Annotated in this window: 14 protein-coding genes and 1 riboswitch; of the genes, 13 read left to right on the top strand and 1 reads right to left on the bottom strand. The window is 32.4% G+C overall.

Translation table 11 applies throughout. From position 1 onward, the window contains the following. Positions 1 to 33 precede the first annotated feature (33 nt). The 4 genes from BLV84_RS07150 to BLV84_RS07135 all read left to right on the top strand — a co-directional run bounded on the left by BLV84_RS07150 (position 34) and on the right by BLV84_RS07135 (position 6,596). On the top strand, positions 34 to 1,026 hold the full coding sequence (locus BLV84_RS07150; protein WP_093243671.1) for a hypothetical protein: 993 nt from the start codon (positions 34 to 36) through the stop codon (positions 1,024 to 1,026). A gap of 379 nt (positions 1,027 to 1,405) precedes the next feature. Then, positions 1,406 to 3,382 carry a PKD domain-containing protein gene (locus tag BLV84_RS07145; RefSeq protein WP_093243666.1) on the top strand — a complete coding sequence of 659 codons (1,977 nt, stop codon included), beginning with the start codon at positions 1,406 to 1,408 and terminating at the stop codon, positions 3,380 to 3,382. Positions 3,383 to 3,414: 32 nt separating this feature from the next. Continuing rightward, positions 3,415 to 5,997 carry a CHAT domain-containing protein gene (locus BLV84_RS07140; protein ID WP_093243661.1) on the top strand — a complete coding sequence of 861 codons (2,583 nt, stop codon included), beginning with the start codon at positions 3,415 to 3,417 and terminating at the stop codon, positions 5,995 to 5,997. Between the two features lie 200 nt (positions 5,998 to 6,197). Then, the gene (locus BLV84_RS07135; RefSeq protein ID WP_100776033.1) at positions 6,198 to 6,596 is read left to right on the top strand and encodes a hypothetical protein; all 399 of its coding nucleotides are present in this window, start codon (positions 6,198 to 6,200) and stop codon (positions 6,594 to 6,596) included. Between the two features lie 175 nt (positions 6,597 to 6,771). On the opposite strand, the gene BLV84_RS07130 is transcribed toward BLV84_RS07135, so the two are convergent. Next, positions 6,772 to 7,845, bottom strand: a complete 1,074-nt coding sequence (locus tag BLV84_RS07130) for a hypothetical protein (RefSeq protein WP_093243653.1) — start codon at positions 7,843 to 7,845, stop codon at positions 6,772 to 6,774. 426 nt (positions 7,846 to 8,271) lie between these two features. Here BLV84_RS07130 and BLV84_RS07125 point away from each other — a divergent pair, with 426 nt between their 5' ends. The 9 genes from BLV84_RS07125 (at position 8,272) to BLV84_RS07085 (ending at position 16,043) form a co-directional block, all read left to right on the top strand. Beyond that, complete coding sequence (locus BLV84_RS07125; protein WP_093243649.1) at positions 8,272 to 8,883, top strand: TetR/AcrR family transcriptional regulator; 612 nt, start codon at positions 8,272 to 8,274, stop codon at positions 8,881 to 8,883. Positions 8,884 to 8,888: 5 nt separating this feature from the next. After that, a complete protein-coding gene (locus BLV84_RS07120) occupies positions 8,889 to 10,151 on the top strand; it encodes a TolC family protein (RefSeq protein WP_093243646.1) in 1,263 nt (420 codons plus the stop codon). Between the two features lie 9 nt (positions 10,152 to 10,160). Further along, positions 10,161 to 11,045, top strand: coding sequence for an HlyD family secretion protein (locus tag BLV84_RS07115; RefSeq protein WP_093243641.1), 885 nt, complete (start codon positions 10,161 to 10,163; stop codon positions 11,043 to 11,045). Positions 11,046 to 11,080: 35 nt separating this feature from the next. Then, entirely contained in the window at positions 11,081 to 11,638 is a 558-nt protein-coding gene (locus tag BLV84_RS07110) for a hypothetical protein (protein WP_093243638.1), read from the top strand. A 7-nt stretch (positions 11,639 to 11,645) separates the two neighbouring features. Beyond that, a complete protein-coding gene (locus BLV84_RS07105) occupies positions 11,646 to 12,107 on the top strand; it encodes an OsmC family protein (RefSeq protein WP_093243634.1) in 462 nt (153 codons plus the stop codon). A gap of 5 nt (positions 12,108 to 12,112) precedes the next feature. Then, the gene (locus tag BLV84_RS07100; protein ID WP_093243629.1) at positions 12,113 to 13,015 is read left to right on the top strand and encodes an ABC transporter ATP-binding protein; all 903 of its coding nucleotides are present in this window, start codon (positions 12,113 to 12,115) and stop codon (positions 13,013 to 13,015) included. After that, entirely contained in the window at positions 13,015 to 13,749 is a 735-nt protein-coding gene (locus BLV84_RS07095; protein ID WP_093243624.1) for an ABC transporter ATP-binding protein, read from the top strand. The genes BLV84_RS07100 and BLV84_RS07095 overlap by 1 nt, the downstream gene beginning before the upstream one ends. A 66-nt stretch (positions 13,750 to 13,815) precedes the next feature. Continuing rightward, positions 13,816 to 14,922: an ABC transporter permease gene (locus tag BLV84_RS07090; RefSeq protein WP_093243621.1), complete on the top strand. Its 1,107-nt coding sequence runs from the start codon at positions 13,816 to 13,818 to the stop codon at positions 14,920 to 14,922. Beyond that, positions 14,922 to 16,043, top strand: coding sequence for an ABC transporter permease (locus BLV84_RS07085; RefSeq protein ID WP_093243617.1), 1,122 nt, complete (start codon positions 14,922 to 14,924; stop codon positions 16,041 to 16,043). Before BLV84_RS07090 ends, BLV84_RS07085 begins: the two co-directional genes overlap by 1 nt. 107 nt (positions 16,044 to 16,150) lie before the next feature. Further along, positions 16,151 to 16,340: riboswitch (cobalamin riboswitch) on the top strand. Positions 16,341 to 16,374: the final 34 nt, after the last annotated feature.

The raw sequence follows: 16,374 nt of genomic DNA, 5'->3' as shown, positions 1-16,374 counted from the left end.
TGATTTAAGGGTGAACAATTAAATTTATAAATTATGAAAACGATGAAAACTTATTTAACTTTCGCATTAGCAGCTGTGCTATTATCGAGTTGTAGTGATGACGATAAAGTTACACCGCAGCCAGAAGGCCCTGAATATTACATTCCAACTTCAGCTGCTATGGATCAGATGTTTGATAACAGCTTAGCTTCCATAACGCAAAACGCTCAATTTGATGCTGAAGATGGTATCACATTTACAAGTGATGCTGGAACAAGTTTATTTATTCCTTCTAATTGCTTGACCTTAAATGGTGATCTTGTTAGTGGAGAAGTTGATTTAGAATTTATTGAGTTTTATGAACGTGGCGCAATGGCTACATCTAATAAACCTTTAATGGGAGTTAAACCAAATGGTGATAAAGCAGCTTTACAAACTGGCGGCCAATTTTATATTCAAGCTTTCCAGAATGGAGAACCTTTAATTATGGATTGTTTATCAAGCATGACTGTTCCTGCTGATTTAACAAACGGCATTGAAAATGACATGACATTATGGACAGGCAATATGAATGAAAATGGAGATCTTGAATGGAATGAAGATCAGCCTGACCCTGACGGAGCAGGAGAACAAGAGGGTGTTTTTCCTGATATTGATTCATATTATGTAAATTTTAATGATTTTGGATGGACAAATGTTGATAGATTCTGGAGCGATCCTAGACCTAAAACAACTTTACAAGTCCAAGTTCCTGCTGGTTTCGGTTTTGAAAATAGTGCTATTTACCTATCTTATGATGGCGAACCTAACTTACTAGCTAAGTTAGATGTTTTTGATGATCAAGCTAATATTTTCTCTGAGCATTATGGTCAAATTCCAATCGGATTAGAAATGCACATCATATTTATAACAGAAGACAATGGCGAATACCGCTATGCAACACAAGGTGTTACAGTTCAAGCCAATGATCTTTATGTTATAGATATCGATGACACGACAACTGGTTCATTAAATGAACTTGAAGCAGAAATTGAAGCTTTACCTTAACAAAAAATTCTCAACATTATTTTTGTTGAGAATATAAGAACACAGTCGATTGTGTTAGGCTTTATCAATGAAATTAAAACTAACTGTGGAATTTTAATAAAGTAATGTTGTTGTTTTTCCAACCACAAGTAATTTAAATAGAAATTGGTAAAGTCCTTTATCCTAAGTGAATGTTTTATAGAATGATGATAATTTTCAAAAGAAAAAAATCAACCAATTTTGAAATTTCTCTTTATCAGGCTTAATAACTAAAAATTGAATAGCCATTTTAATAAACCTGAATGAAGAAAAAATCATCATTTAAAAAACATGAATTTTAAAAATGCGGTGAGTTTTTCACCGCATTTTGCTATTTTTAAGAATTTCTTAATCAAACCTCATGAGAAAAACAATTATTTTCTGGATATTCTTATCTACTTCATTCTTGAGTTTCTCTCAAGAAGTAAAGATTGATACACTTAAGCGTGAAGCAAAAATAAAATTTGAAAAGCAAGGAAATTCAGTTTTATTCAAATCAGACACACCAGAGTTATACCAGAAAGCTGGTGCGCCACAAGCTTATTACAATTACTACTGGGAGTTTGGAGATGGAAGTTTTAGTACGAAAAAAGAACCTAAACACACCTACAAAAAGAAAGGTGATTATGACGTTCGTTTATGGGCGACAAACCATTATGATAATGGCAAAACACCAACGACAAGACCAAAATCTGTTTCCGTTAGAAGTACACCAGCTGATGTTGAAGATAAAGCTTTTATGACTGAAGACATTCAACTCAGAAAAAATAGAGATCCTATTCCTGATGAAGAAATCGTTGTTGTGATGAGCTACAAAAACCCTAAGCAATATGTCACAAACGGTAAACTCTATCTTTTTTATAATGAAAAAAAATATAAAGCTGATAATTTTGAAATAAAAGACACACGAAGCTATCATGGTGAAACAATAAGAGACAAAAAACCTTTTTACGCAGCTCAACTTGAAACTTCTTCTGAGCATCAGTGGTTAGCTTCGCATAAAAGAAGTCTTCAAGATTTGAAAATCACTTCTCAGGATACAACTGAGAAAAGAGATTTACAACTCAGTTTATTAGAGGCTGATGAAAAATACAGAAACAGCCAAAGCATTGAATTTGAAAATTTAAAGCCAAGCGAAGAACGCAACATATTTTTCACTTTACGCACAAAACCAGAAATGCTAAAAGACACAAGCGCCATTATTAGCGTCAGAAGTATTTATGTGCCAGATGCAAATTATGAAAACCATAAAGTAAAAGATCTTGAAATGGAAATCGTCAACTCTCACGATCCCAATAAAATGTCGAGTAACGCAACTGTCATGAATTACAGGTTAGTCAGGTTTAAAACTTTCAAGTTTAAAGTGCAGTTTCAAAATAACGGAGACGGGCCAGCAAGTACAGTTCAACTCAAAACAGATATTCCAGATATGTTTGATATGTCAACAATCAAAATTATTGATCAATATCCTGAATGTCCTACTTGCCCTGATGAAGCTGAAGTTCGTTATAGTTGTATTGACACAACAAGAACTGAACAACAAGCCATATTTACTTTTAAGAATATTTATTTACCAGGAAGTCAACAAAAAAACGTTACCGATATTGATTCAACTAAAGGTTTTGTCAAATACACAATCAAGCTAAAAGATGATTTTCATAAACAAAAAACAAAAAGTAAAACAGCTATTATTTTTGATAAAAACGAACCCATCATTACCAATACAGCCACAACACGTTTTTTACCAGGAATTTCAATCGGTGCAAAAGCAGGGACAATTTTATCACCAGACTTGGACAATCACAGTTCGTATTTTGTAGGTGCCACTATATCTCCTTTTAAATCTTACAGAGGATATTTTCAAGCTGAATTGATGATAACCGCTGAATCTTTTGATGAATTCAAGAAATACGAAACACTGAAACCAGGTAACGGAGCTATCAATGCCTCTAGCTTATTTCTGTATGAAGAAGAAAGCGATATTAAAAATTTTGGCATTCATCTCGTTCCCGCTTCCTACCGCTATAACATCAATAATTTTTTAGCTGTTGGTGCAGGATTAGAACTCAAAATGAATTTGTCTCAAAAAATTAAAAACAAAACAGAAGCAGAACATTACCTGATTTATGAAGGAGAAGATATCAGAATTCGAGATGAATCTAAAGATATCTCGGAAACTTCAGAAAGCAAAAATCAATTTAATGATTTTCAAGCAGGTGCATTTGCAGGCTTCAATATTGGTGGTGCCAGAATTGGCCCAAGTGTTGGCGCTAGGTATGTTTATTACTACAACACGCCTCACGATCACATTCAGCTCTATGCTATTTGGAAGTTTTAGATTACTAAATTTTAATTCAGAATTAGCTTGATATGCGAAATTTATATTTAAGATTTATTTGCATCTTAATTTTCTGTGCTTTTCAAGCTCAAGCTCAAAATTTAGAAGACAGCATATACAATTCACTTGATACTTTTGTCGCTTCGCCTAGTGAAGAACATCTCGATCAATTTAAGTTAGAAATCAATAAAATTTCTCAGAAAAATTTAAAGCCTGAAGAAAAATTAGCAGTGGTTATTGCCCAATGTAACATGGGTTATTATTCAAAAAAATATAACCGAACGCAGGAAGCTATTTCATTATATGAGAAAGCTTGGCTTTTGTATCAAGAAGAAAATTTTGACAATTACGACATCACTGAATATTGCCTTAAACCGCTAGGCAATCTTTATACAAAAACAGGCAATTTCACTCAAGCTGAAAACATTATTAAAACATATATCAATCAAGCGATAAAAGAAAATAATAAAGATCAAGAAATAGCGGGCATCATTAATTTATCTGTTGTTTATCACAACACAGGTCATTTCAAAATGGCGATTGATATTTTAGAAGAAAAACTAAAAAAAGTTGACTTAAAGCCAGAACAAAAGGAAGCTTTAAAAAATAATTTAACCACAAATCTAATTGCTTTAAAAGATTACGAAAAAGCAAAGAAATTAGTTTCAAATTCTAGTGAAGTTGAGCGTTCTTTCAATTACTATAAAAATGAGGCTTTACTGCATTTGAAAAACAATGAAATTTCAGAAGCTAAAAATAAGATGAAGTTAGCTGAAGAAATACTGATTAAAAAAGCAGACATCAATGCGAGAGACTTAGCAAAGTTTTATACTGAAAAAGCTGATATTTATCTCTTCAATAAAGAATACGATAAAGCTGAAAAAAGTTTTTTTAAAGCTCTAAAAACACTTTTACCTCAGCAAGATTTAGAAACTTTTACCGATCGAGATATTCTGTATCCTGAAAATACATTTCTCACAATTTTTGATGGACTCGCGAAACTACAAGACGATTGGGAAAAAGCGCTTCAGTATTACGATTTGAGTTTTTATGTTTCTGATTTAATCAATCATGAAATCACAAGTCAGCAAGCTAAAATATTACACCTCAGCTCATCAAAAAAAAGAACCGAAACTTGTTTAGGTATTTTATATGAGCAGTCAAAAAAATCAAGTGACAACTCTATTTTCAAACGAGCGCTGAATTATGTTGAAAATAATAAAGCAATCGTTTTAAAAAAAAATATAAAGAAACGTGCAATTTCGGAGACTCAACCTCAAGACTCAATTTTATCAAAAAGCCTAGAATTGAAAAAGCTTCAACAATCACTTATCAATCGTGTTATAAGATCTCAATTAAATAATGAAAAACCTTCTGACAGTGTTCTTAAAGCATTAAATAAAATCAATTTAGCATACAACCAAACACAAGAACTAATTGATAAAGATTTAAAACAAACAACGAATCATCAGGTTTCAATAGGAGAAATTCAAAAGAAATTAGAACTTGACAAAGCTGAGATGCAGCTGTATTTTTTTGGCCAAGAATCGGTTTACGATTTCCTGATCACAGAAAAAACTACTGCGTTTAACAAAACAGGAACCGCTAAAGATTTACGAAAACCTGTCAAAACATACTTATCTTTCTTTGAGGATCCTTCAGCCATCAATTCTCAACTCAAAGACTTCAAAGAAAGCGCTCATCGACTTTACCAAGATTTAAATTTAAAACAACTTCAATCAAAAAACATTGTTATTGTTCCTGATGCTTTATTGAGTTTTACGCCATTTGATTCCTTCTTGACAGAAAAAAGTAAGACCTCCCAATTTGAGAAAATGCCATTTTTAATTCGTGAGAAATCTTTGACTTATCAAACTTCTATTTCATTTTATTTAGATGATAGAAAAGAATCAGATTTAAAAAATCAACTTGGCGTTTTTCCGATTTTTGACAATACCAGTTATGAATTAAGCTACTCAAAAGAAGAAGCAAAAAGCTTTGGAAAATTAGAAAACTCAGATATTTTATACCAAAACAAAGCCACAAAATCTGAATTTTTAAAAAAAGCCTCTCATTATAACATATTGCATTTATCAACTCATGCGCAAGGCGGCAACTTTTCAGTACCTGCAAGCTTAGCTTTTTATGATGAAACACTGATATTACCCGAGTTATATACTCTAGATTTAAACCCTGAGCTTGTTGTTTTGAGTGCTTGTGAAACAGGAATTGGTAAAATTCAAGGGAGCGAAGGCGCCATGAGTCTCGCTAGAGGTTTTCAATATGCTGGAGCAAAAAACTTACTTTTTTCATTATGGCAAGTCAACGACCAATCAACAGCTGAGATGATGACATCTTTTTATAGTTATTTTGAAAATCATCAATCAAAATCCTATGCCTTACATCAATCAAAATTAGATTACCTAGATCATTTTGAAATTAGAAACCATAAACAATCACCTTATTATTGGGCTGGATTTGTGTATTACGGCGAAATAGAGATACCTCAAGAAACAGATTCTCCACAAATAAAATGGTGGATAATCTTTATTATTCTCGGAGCTATCTTATGTATTTTTCTCATACTGAGAAAAAGAAAACACAATTCTTATTGACATAAGTCAATAAAATTCTTATTTGTTTCCTGTATATTTTTAATGATTGAATATTCGTATACCTTTGTAATTACGCGAGCAAAAAGCAAAATTTAAATGCCCTTTTTAAAATTATCACATTCATACAAACCAAAATAATACAAAATTTTCTATCGTATTTTCAATATAGAATATTACAAAAAATTTAAGCTCATAAAACTATGAAGAAGAATAAAAAATTCAAATATGTTGTCGCAACTATATTAGTTATTTTTGCTCTTACCACAATCTTTATGAGTAGTTCTGTCTTGTTCGATTGGTTTGGTATTCGTGCAAAACAAGGAAGCTATGCACCTTTTATATTGAAGACAAATTTAACTGCTGGTTTTTTTTATTTACTTGCAGCTTTTGGTTATTTAAAGTCTCAAAAATGGCCTTTTTGGATCATGCTTTCTGTCGCTCTCCTTCTGTTTTACTCAACGGCTTTACTTTATTTGCATTCTCAGACAGTGAAACTTTATGAAAACCGTATTCTAGTAAACATGATTTTTAGAATTTTATTTACGATCATAATTGCAGGACTGATGTATAAAAGTCCAAATAAGAAACTTGATTCATAAAGACAGCATATAATCTATTTCTTATCTATTAAACAGCTGCTGACCTTCAGCAGTTTTGAAAAACCAATGATTTGCCTTGGGATTATTTTCCATTTTTTGAAAAAGTCCGCCAGCAAACATTATCAGAATCAAAAACCATCTTACACTCTATGGATTATTATTCTGGTGATTCTCATCATTTTTTCTTCTTTTTGCCTAATAAATAACCGGCGTAAAAAGGCAGTCCTAAAATAACAATAACGAAAAGAATTCCCAGCAAAGCGAGTGTTCGAATAGTGCTACGAAGCTCCGCCATTGTGTTTTTAACACCATCATTGACAATGGTGTGAGCTTCTTCAGTTAAGATTTTACGCTCACGTTGAAGCATTTTATCAAAAGCATATCTTTCGCGCTCAATCATTCCATCTATCAGTAACCTTTCTTCTGAAAGACGTAACATCGCATCCGAGACACTTGTATTTAAACCTGAAAACAAAGGATCCATCTGCTGTCGGAAAGTAATAAGTGCGTCATCTATTAATTCTGGAGCATTTTCCGCAACATTAATTAGACGTTCAGTTTGCAATTGAAATTCTTTGATTTTTTGCTCAATTTTAATAGAATCAATTCCTTTTTCATTTAAATAAAGTTGTGTTTCCCACTGCAATTGTTTTCTGGTTAAATCTGAACCATAACTGATTTTACTTCCCATATTTGAAACCACTTCAGATAAAGTTCCTACAGTTTCAACAGCAAGATCATCAGGTGTTTCTTTAAATTTAAAATAAGCATCTTTTACAGATTCCATTCTGTCAAAATCTATGGTTTTAAATGGTGATTTTGCAGCTTGCTTTTCAATGAAATCAGATAAAGCAATATAATCTTTTTTTGACTTTACACTTGAAGCAATTTTCTGTATTCGCATTAGATTATCTGAAGTTGCTGACTTAATAATTTGCTGCTGCTGCTCATTTAAATTTTCATTTTTATAGGTATCAAAAAAGTTATCAGCCTTCAAAGCATATGTCCATACATCAACCATGGAGACTTGTGGTGATGGCTGAAAACCAAATTTCTTAAGTTGTTTGGCAGTGTTTATTTGCCAACTTAAAAGCAATTGTTGAACCTTTTGGTTAGGTTTACTTTTAAGAATACTGTCAGAAGCATTTTGAGTGACATTCATCGCATGACCTACAAATTCATGCGTCAGTAAACGCGTGTTAAGATCAACAACTTCAAGAGGTTTTTGTTCACTCTCGATACGCACCAAGGAGCAAGAGTTTAGAAAAAAATAACACCTATAAAGCTAAAAAGCTTTACAAAAGCAAAGGACTTATTATTCAACATAAGTTTTATTTAAAAAAATTAACTCTTCAATTTAGGATAAAATAGGTACGTGCTAAAAAAAAATATTTTTTTGAAAAACAAACCAATCATAAATTAAAATTATCGAAAGCTTAATTTCAAAAGACGATCGCTAAAATTTAGACTTGCAAAACTAAACTTAAATTATACACCTACATTCTTTTTAAGTATTTCCTATTATAAAAAAATTAAAATTATGTAAATAAAGACATGATTAAAAGACATTTACAGCTTTAAAATGTCAATTTTAATATTTTTTAAACTTCATTAAAATCAATTGAAATATTTTACTTACCTTTGTTAACCGTTTGGTTAAACCGTTAAGTTAGTTATGAAAAAAGAAAAGACTGAAAATACCGAAAATAAAATATTAGATGCTGCAAAAAATATTTTTGAAGTTAAGGGAATGAATGGTGCAAGAATGCAAGAAATAGCTGATGCAGCAGGAATTAATAAAGCGATGCTTCACTATTATTATAGAAGTAAACAACTGTTGTTTGAAGCAGTATTCAAAAATGCTTTTTCGCTTTTAGCGCCTCAATTAAATGCTATTTTAAACAATGATGATTCAATTGAGGAAAAAATCAGAAGCTTTACACATAACTATATTTCGTTTATTGCTAAGCATCCTTACATTCCAAATTTTGTAATTCAAGAATTAAACAGAAACCCGAAGTTTATAGAAAAAATTCAGCAAGCTGATGCTTTTCCATCATTAGATAAATTTAATGCCCAAGTTGAGAAAGAAGTCGAAGATGGGATATTAAAACCCATTGATGGGAAGCAACTTTTTGTACATATTGTGTCACTAAACATTTTTCCATTTGTTGCCAAACCGCTGATTAAAGGTTTTTTAAAACTAGACGATAAAGATTTTCAGGAATTACTTGAACAACGTAAAATAGATGTTGCTGAGTTTATCATCAATTCAATTAAAAAATAAAAAAGATGAAAAGATTTTTGTTCTTATTTTTTAGTCTTGCTTCTCTCATTGCTTCTGCTCAAGAAATATTGACTTTAAAACAATCTTACAAACTTGCTGAAACCAATTATCCTTTGGCAAAACAGTCAGACATAATACAGAAGAAAACGAGCTCTGAAATAAGCATTCTCGACAAAGGAAAGCTTCCTCAATTAGATTTAAACGCTCAAGCATCATATCAATCTGATGTTATTCAATTCGCAGGACAGATTCCTAATATAAACATGGAAACGCCTAATAAAGATCAGTATCGCGCGACACTTGATGCAAACCAACTTATTTATAATGGTGGACACATTAACGCTCAAAAAGAATTAAAAACAGCACAATCAGAAACTCAGTTACAACAAATTGAGGTGAACCTTTATACATTAAAATCGAGAATCAATCAAAGTTTCTTTAGCGTTTTGTTGCTTCAAGAACAAGCCAGTCTTTTACAATCTAAAAAGGAATTGCTCCATTTACGATTAAAAGAAATTGAAAGCGGTATTAAGTATGGCGCTATTTTACCCTCTGCCCAACAAGTTTTAAAAGCTGAAGTTCTGAAGATAGAACAACAGATTTCCGAAGCTGAATTTGATCGTCAAAAAGCTGTAGATAATTTATCATCACTGTTAGCGCAAAAAATAAGCACTAACACGATATTAAAGAAACCAAACATTTTTATAAATGATGATTCAGCTTCAAATAGACCAGAATTTGCCCTTTTTAATTTACAAGAAAACCAATTAGAAGTTTCTAAAAATGCTATTTCAAAATCAAGATACCCCAAACTTTCAGGATTTACACAACTAGGCTATGGAAATCCTGGTTTAAACATGCTCGATAATTCTTTTCAAGATTTTTATATCGTAGGTCTCAAGCTCAACTGGAATATTTTTGATTGGGGAAAAACAAAAAAAGAAAAACAAGTCATCGAATTTTCTAAAGAAATCGTTTCAACCGAAAAAGAAACTTTCAAACTAAACAATGACATAGAACTTCAAAATTTTAAAAATGACATCGATAAATACAGAGAAATGTTAGAAAAAGATGATGGTATCATCGCTATGTATGAGGAAGTTGTAAAGGCTTCTGTGACCCAACTTAACAACGGCGTGATTTCATCATCAGAATATATCACTGAACTCAATAAACTTTACGAAGCAAAAATAAATCAACAATTGCACGAAATACAACTCGGATTAGTCAAAGCAAATTATAGAGTCACTAAAGGGGATTTTAATTAAATAGTTAAAATGAAAAAATTAAAAATAATAACATCCATTGTTGCAATCAGCTTTTTATTTTCATGTTCTGATCATGAAAAAGCAGATGGATACGGAAATTTTGAAGCAACAGAAATAATAGTATCTGCTGAGGCCAATGGTCAACTCCAATTTTTAATCGCAGAAGAAGGCCAAACTCTCAAAAAAGGAGAAAAAGTTGGTCTTATTGACACGCTACAACTTCACCTCAACAAATTACAATTACAAGCTTCAAAAGCCACAGTAGCTTCAAAATCTGATGGTGTTTGGTCTCAGGTGAAAGTACTTAAAGAGCAATTAAAAACTGCAGAAATAGAACAAAATCGTATTCAGAATATGTTTGCTGACAAAGCCGCAACACAGCAACAATTAGATCGCGTTAACAGTGAAGTTGATGTTTTAAAAAAACAAATAAAAAATGTTGAAACTCAAAATGCTCCAATTGTCAACGAAATGAAAGCTATTGATGCTCAAATTGATCAGATCGATGATAACATTAAAAAAAGTGAAATCACAAACCCTATTGAAGGCACAGTTTTGACGCAGTATGCAGAAGCTGGAGAGATTGTATCATTTGGAAAGCCTCTTTATAAAATTGCAAATCTCGACAAAATGACATTACGCGTTTATGTGAGTGAAACACAATTGTCAGCCATAAAAATCGGGCAAATGGTCAATGTCAAAATTGATTCTGGTGATGAGATGAAAACTTATGAAGGACGGATTGATTGGATATCAGCATCAGCAGAATTTACACCTAAAATTATTCAAACTAAAGAAGAACGTGTGAACCTCGTTTACGCTGTAAAAATAACAGTCAATAATGATGGTCGCCTTAAAATTGGTATGCCAGCAGAAATGTGGATTTCTGAGTAAATAAATTAATAATTAGAATTTTAAAACCTATAAAAATGAAAAAAACAATTTTATTATCAATGCTTATTTCTATAGTTATGCTAAGCTGCAATAAGCAAAATGATGAAAATCAGACAGAAGACAAAGCATCACAATCAACCGAGATGATGCAAAATAAACAACACCAGAAAAAGAACAAAAAAGGTTCTCAATCAAAAAAGATGCATCAAAAGCAGAAACGCAAACAAATGCATAAAAATGCTGATTTAGGAAATGCTTGGGTAGATGAAATTCAAATGAATAAAAACAAAAGATGGAAAGCAAATCCAGAAACAAATCAAGGTGTAAAAAACATGTTAAGCTCGATTGAATCTGCAGAATTAAAAACTTTGGAAGATTACCACCAATTAGCTTCAAAACTTAATGAAGAGAAAAATTTTGTTGTCAAAAAATGTACAATGGAAGGTCCATCGCATGATAACTTACACGTTTTCTTACATCCCTTGATTGAGAAAATAGCTGCTTTACAAAAAACAACAACTGTTGAAGAAAGCGCTGAGATTATTGAGAGTATCAAGGATAATTTAAACAAATATTATAATTATTTCAAATAATAATATCATGGACAAACATCAGTTTAAAGTTTCATTACAATGGAAGAATGAGCGCGAAGGCGTTATCAGTTCTCCAGAATTAGAAGAAGGTCATAACACCGCAGCAAATAATAGCATTGACATCGCTACTCCTCCTCCATTTCCTGGCGGAGTGCCAAACATTTGGTCACCAGAGCATTTATTTACAGCTTCAATAAGCAGTTGCTTAATGACAACTTTTTTAGCAATTGCAGAAAACTCAAAATTGGATTTTGAAGATTTTAGTTGTGATGCGATTGGGATTATGGAGAAAAAGGATGGGAAGTTTTTAATGACAGAGGTTCATTTAAAGCCAATAGTCACAATCAAAACAGAAGAAGACCAAGATCGTGCAGAACGCGTTCTCCAGAAATCTGAAAAGGCATGTTTAATCTCTAATTCTGTAAAATCAGAAATTAGTATGGAAACTAAAATCATCACTCAAAAATAAATCAAGTGGGAATTTCTCTTAGCAACATCAGTAAATCTTATAAAAAGGTAAAAGCAGTTCAGGATATTTCTTTTGAAGTGAAACCAGGTGAACTCTTTGGTTTAATTGGACCTGATGGTGCGGGGAAAACAACTCTTTTCAGAATTTTAACCACTTTACTGACTCCAGATCAGGGCACTGCAACCGTCACTGATCTGGATGTTGTTAAAGATTATAAATCTATCCGCAAATCAGTTGGATACATGCCGGGACGTTTTTCTCTATATCAAGATTTAACGATTGAAGAAAACTTAACATTCTTTGCTACAATTTTTGGGACAACAATTGAAGAAAATTACGATTTAATTGAAGATATCTATGTTCAAATCGAACCTTTTAAAAAGCGGCGTGCCGGAAAATTATCTGGTGGGATGAAGCAAAAACTGGCTTTGTCTTGTGCATTAATACATAAACCTAAAGTCCTTTTTTTAGATGAACCGACAACGGGTGTTGATCCGGTTTCTAGAAAGGAATTTTGGGAAATGCTCAAACGCTTACAAAAAAAAGGAATTACAATATTGGTTTCCACGCCATACATGGATGAAGCTGCTTTGTGTGACAGAATTGCCTTGATACAAGATGGAAGCATCTTAGATATTGACTCGCCAGAGAAAATCGTCGAAAAGTTTCCTAAGAATATTTTTAATGTCAAGGCAAACAATATGTATAAACTGATACAAGAACTTCAATCTTACCAACATTCATACAGTGTTTACCCATTTGGAGAGTTTGTACATTATACAGATCAGCGGGATGCATTTGAGATAAAAGATTTACAATCTCACTTAAAAAACCAAGGTCTTGACAATATCATCATCGAAAAAACACAACCAAATATAGAGGATGCCTTTATGGAATTAGCAAAATAATGAAAACAGAAAACGTCATAGAAGCAAAAGCATTAACCAAAAAGTTTGGTGATTTCACGGCTGTTAATAAAATTAGTTTTGAAATCAAAAAAGGTGAAATATTCGGCTTTTTAGGCGCAAATGGTGCAGGAAAAACAACAGCGATGAAAATGCTGATTGGAATCTCGAAACCAACTTCTGGCCAAGCCAATGTTGCAGGTTTCGATGTTTATACGCAAACTGAAAATATCAAAAAAAATATTGGCTATATGAGCCAAAAGTTTGCTTTATATGATGACCTCACTGTTAGAGAAAATATTACATTTTTTGGAGGTATTTATGGTCTAAGTCGTAAAAGAATTAAAGAAAAAACACAGCAATTAGTCTCTGAATTAGGCTTGGAAGAAATCAAACATCAACTCGTTGGCTCATTGCCTTTAGGTTGGAAACAGAAACTATCATTTTCCGTTTCTCTTTTGCATGAACCCAGAATTGTTTTTCTGGACGAACCCACAGGAGGTGTTGACCCAATAACAAGAAGACAATTTTGGGAAATGATTTACAAGGCTGCCGATCGAGGCACAACCATTTTTGTGACAACACATTATATGGATGAAGCTGAATATTGTGATCGTGTTTCAATCATGGTAGAAGGCAAAATTGAAGCTTTAGATACGCCTAAAGAACTCAAAAAACAGTTTAAAGTTGACTCTATGAATGATGTGTTTTTAAGGTTAGCAAGAAATATTGAATAATTTAAACTTAACTGACTTTCCGCTTAAATGGATAAGCAAATACAGTAAAGTCTTTTATATATAAAAATGAAAAGATTCATAGGCTTTGTAAAAAAAGAGTTTTATCACATCTTCAGGGATAAACGTTCGTTATTCATTCTATTTGGAATGCCAATTGCCCAAATTTTACTTTTTGGATTTGCCATTACAAATGAAATCAACAATGTTGATATCGCTGTTTTAGATCATTCAAAAGATGCAACAACTGAAGAAATCATCAATAAAATATCAGCATCAAAATACTTTACAATTACTCAATTTATATCACATGAAGACAATATAGAAACTGCCTTTAAAAAAGGAAAAATCAAAGCTGTTATCAATTTTGAAAAAGATTTTAGTAAAAATTTAATCAAAGAAAGAAAAGCAAGCTTGCAAATTCTGACTGATGCAACTGACCCTAACACAGCTAATTCGATTACCAACTATATCAATGCGATCCTTCAAAATTACCAGCAAGCAGAAAATAAAGATATAGAAGTCGCATACCAAATTATACCTCAAACACGCATGGTTTATAACCCTGAACTCAAGAGCGTTTTTATGTTTGTGCCAGGCGTGATGACAATCATCCTCATGTTAGTCTCAGCAATGATGACTTCTATATCCATTACACGTGAAAAAGAGTTAGGCACAATGGAAATTTTACTTGTTTCACCCTTAAAACCGTTCCAAGTTATCATCGGAAAAGTTGTGCCTTACATCTTTTTATCTGTCGTTAACGCTATGGTCATTGTGCTTTTAAGTATAACTATTTTTAAAATGCCTATTCAAGGAAGTCTCTTTTTATTAGGTGCAGAAAGTGTTTTATTCATCATAACATCATTAGCTCTCGGCATATTAATTTCAACCATTGCACAAACACAACAAGCAGCAATGATGATTTCATTAATGGGATTAATGCTTCCTGTGATTTTACTGTCAGGATTTATATTTCCAATTACCAGTATGCCTATTCCTTTACAAGTCATCAGTAACATCATACCAGCCAAGTGGTTTATCATCATCATTAAAGGCATTATGCTCAAGGGCGTCGGTATTTCTTATTTGTGGAAAGAGAGTTTAATATTGATAGCAATGACTCTATTTTTCATTAGCCTCAGTATCAAAAAATATAAAATACGATTGGAATAATGAAAACAATAGCTTACATCGTACAAAAAGAGTTTAAGCAAATCTTTAGAAACAAAGGGATGCTTCCTATCATTTTTATATTACCGATTTTGCAATTGGTCATTTTATCAAATGCTGCAACTTATGAAGTAAAAAACATAAAGTTCGCCTATATTGATAGTGATCACACATCAACTTCACGTGAATTAGTTGAAAAATTTAATGCGTCAACATATTTTAATGTTTTAGCTGATTTTGATTCTCACGATCAAGCAAGTTCTGCAATGTTGGCAGGTGATGTAGATGTGATATTAGAAATTCCTAATAATTTTGAACGCCATCTTTTAAAAGAAAAAAAGGCAAGTCTTAGTCTCATCATCAATGCCATTGATGGTGCTGCTGCCGGTGTTGAAAGCGGATATGTTAATCAAATTGTTCAGAATTATAATCAAAACATCAAGACCGAATTGATGGATGCTTCCCAAAAAGCCGTGCAACCCGTCAGTATCGTGAGTATTCCTTCTTTTTGGTATAATGTGACTTTAGACTATAAAACTTTTATGGTCCCTGGTATTTTGGTGTTGCTCGTGACTATGATTACTTTATTTCTGTCAGGAATGAATATTGTGAGAGAAAAAGAAATTGGCACACTTGAACAAATGAATGTGACACCCATTCGAAAAAGTCAATTTATCATAGGAAAGTTATTTCCATTTTGGATTATCGGGATGGGCTTATTAACAATAGGTTTAATCCTCGCAAAAGTTATTTTTAATATTCCAATGGTCGGCAGTCTGCTATTATTATACGGCTATACTTCAATCTATATTTTAGTGGTTTTAGGGATGGGATTGTTTATTTCAAACTTTACTGACACCCAGCAACAAGCCATGTTCATTTCATGGTTTTTTGTTGTAATTTTTATTTTGATGAGCGGTTTATTTACACCCATTGAAAGTATGCCGAAGTGGGCTCAAATTATCACAGAATTTAATCCTGTTAAATACTTTGTGGAAATTGTACGCATGGTTTTGCTCAAAGGCTCTGGGCCTTTAGATATTCTTCCGCAAGTTTTAAAAACACTTCTTTATGCTATTGTCATGAATGGTCTAGCGGTGTGGAGCTATAAAAAAGTAAGTTGATGGAAAGTTGAATTGCTTTAAAGCCTAAAAAATAATCTGCATAGAATCTCTGAATGATAGAGATAAGAAAGATTGAAACTGAGAGTAAACAAATCTCAAAATTTAACTCTATATTTGCGCCATAAGGCTGAACAATTGTTCATGAAAAGGGAATCAAGTGAGATGATATCAAATCTTGAGCTGTACCCGCAACTGTAAGCTATACTGTCGTTATTGTTGAAACATGCCACTGGATTTATCTGGGAAGGCCAACAATAATTAGCAAGCCAGGAGACCTGCCTTTAGAATGAAAAATAAACTTTCGGGAATAAAGGTTTACAAAAGTCTTCAC

The sequence above is a fragment of the Psychroflexus halocasei genome (genome assembly GCF_900107595.1).
GTDB lineage: Bacteria > Bacteroidota > Bacteroidia > Flavobacteriales > Flavobacteriaceae > Psychroflexus > Psychroflexus halocasei.
This window is presented reverse-complemented; position numbering and strand designations above follow the sequence as displayed.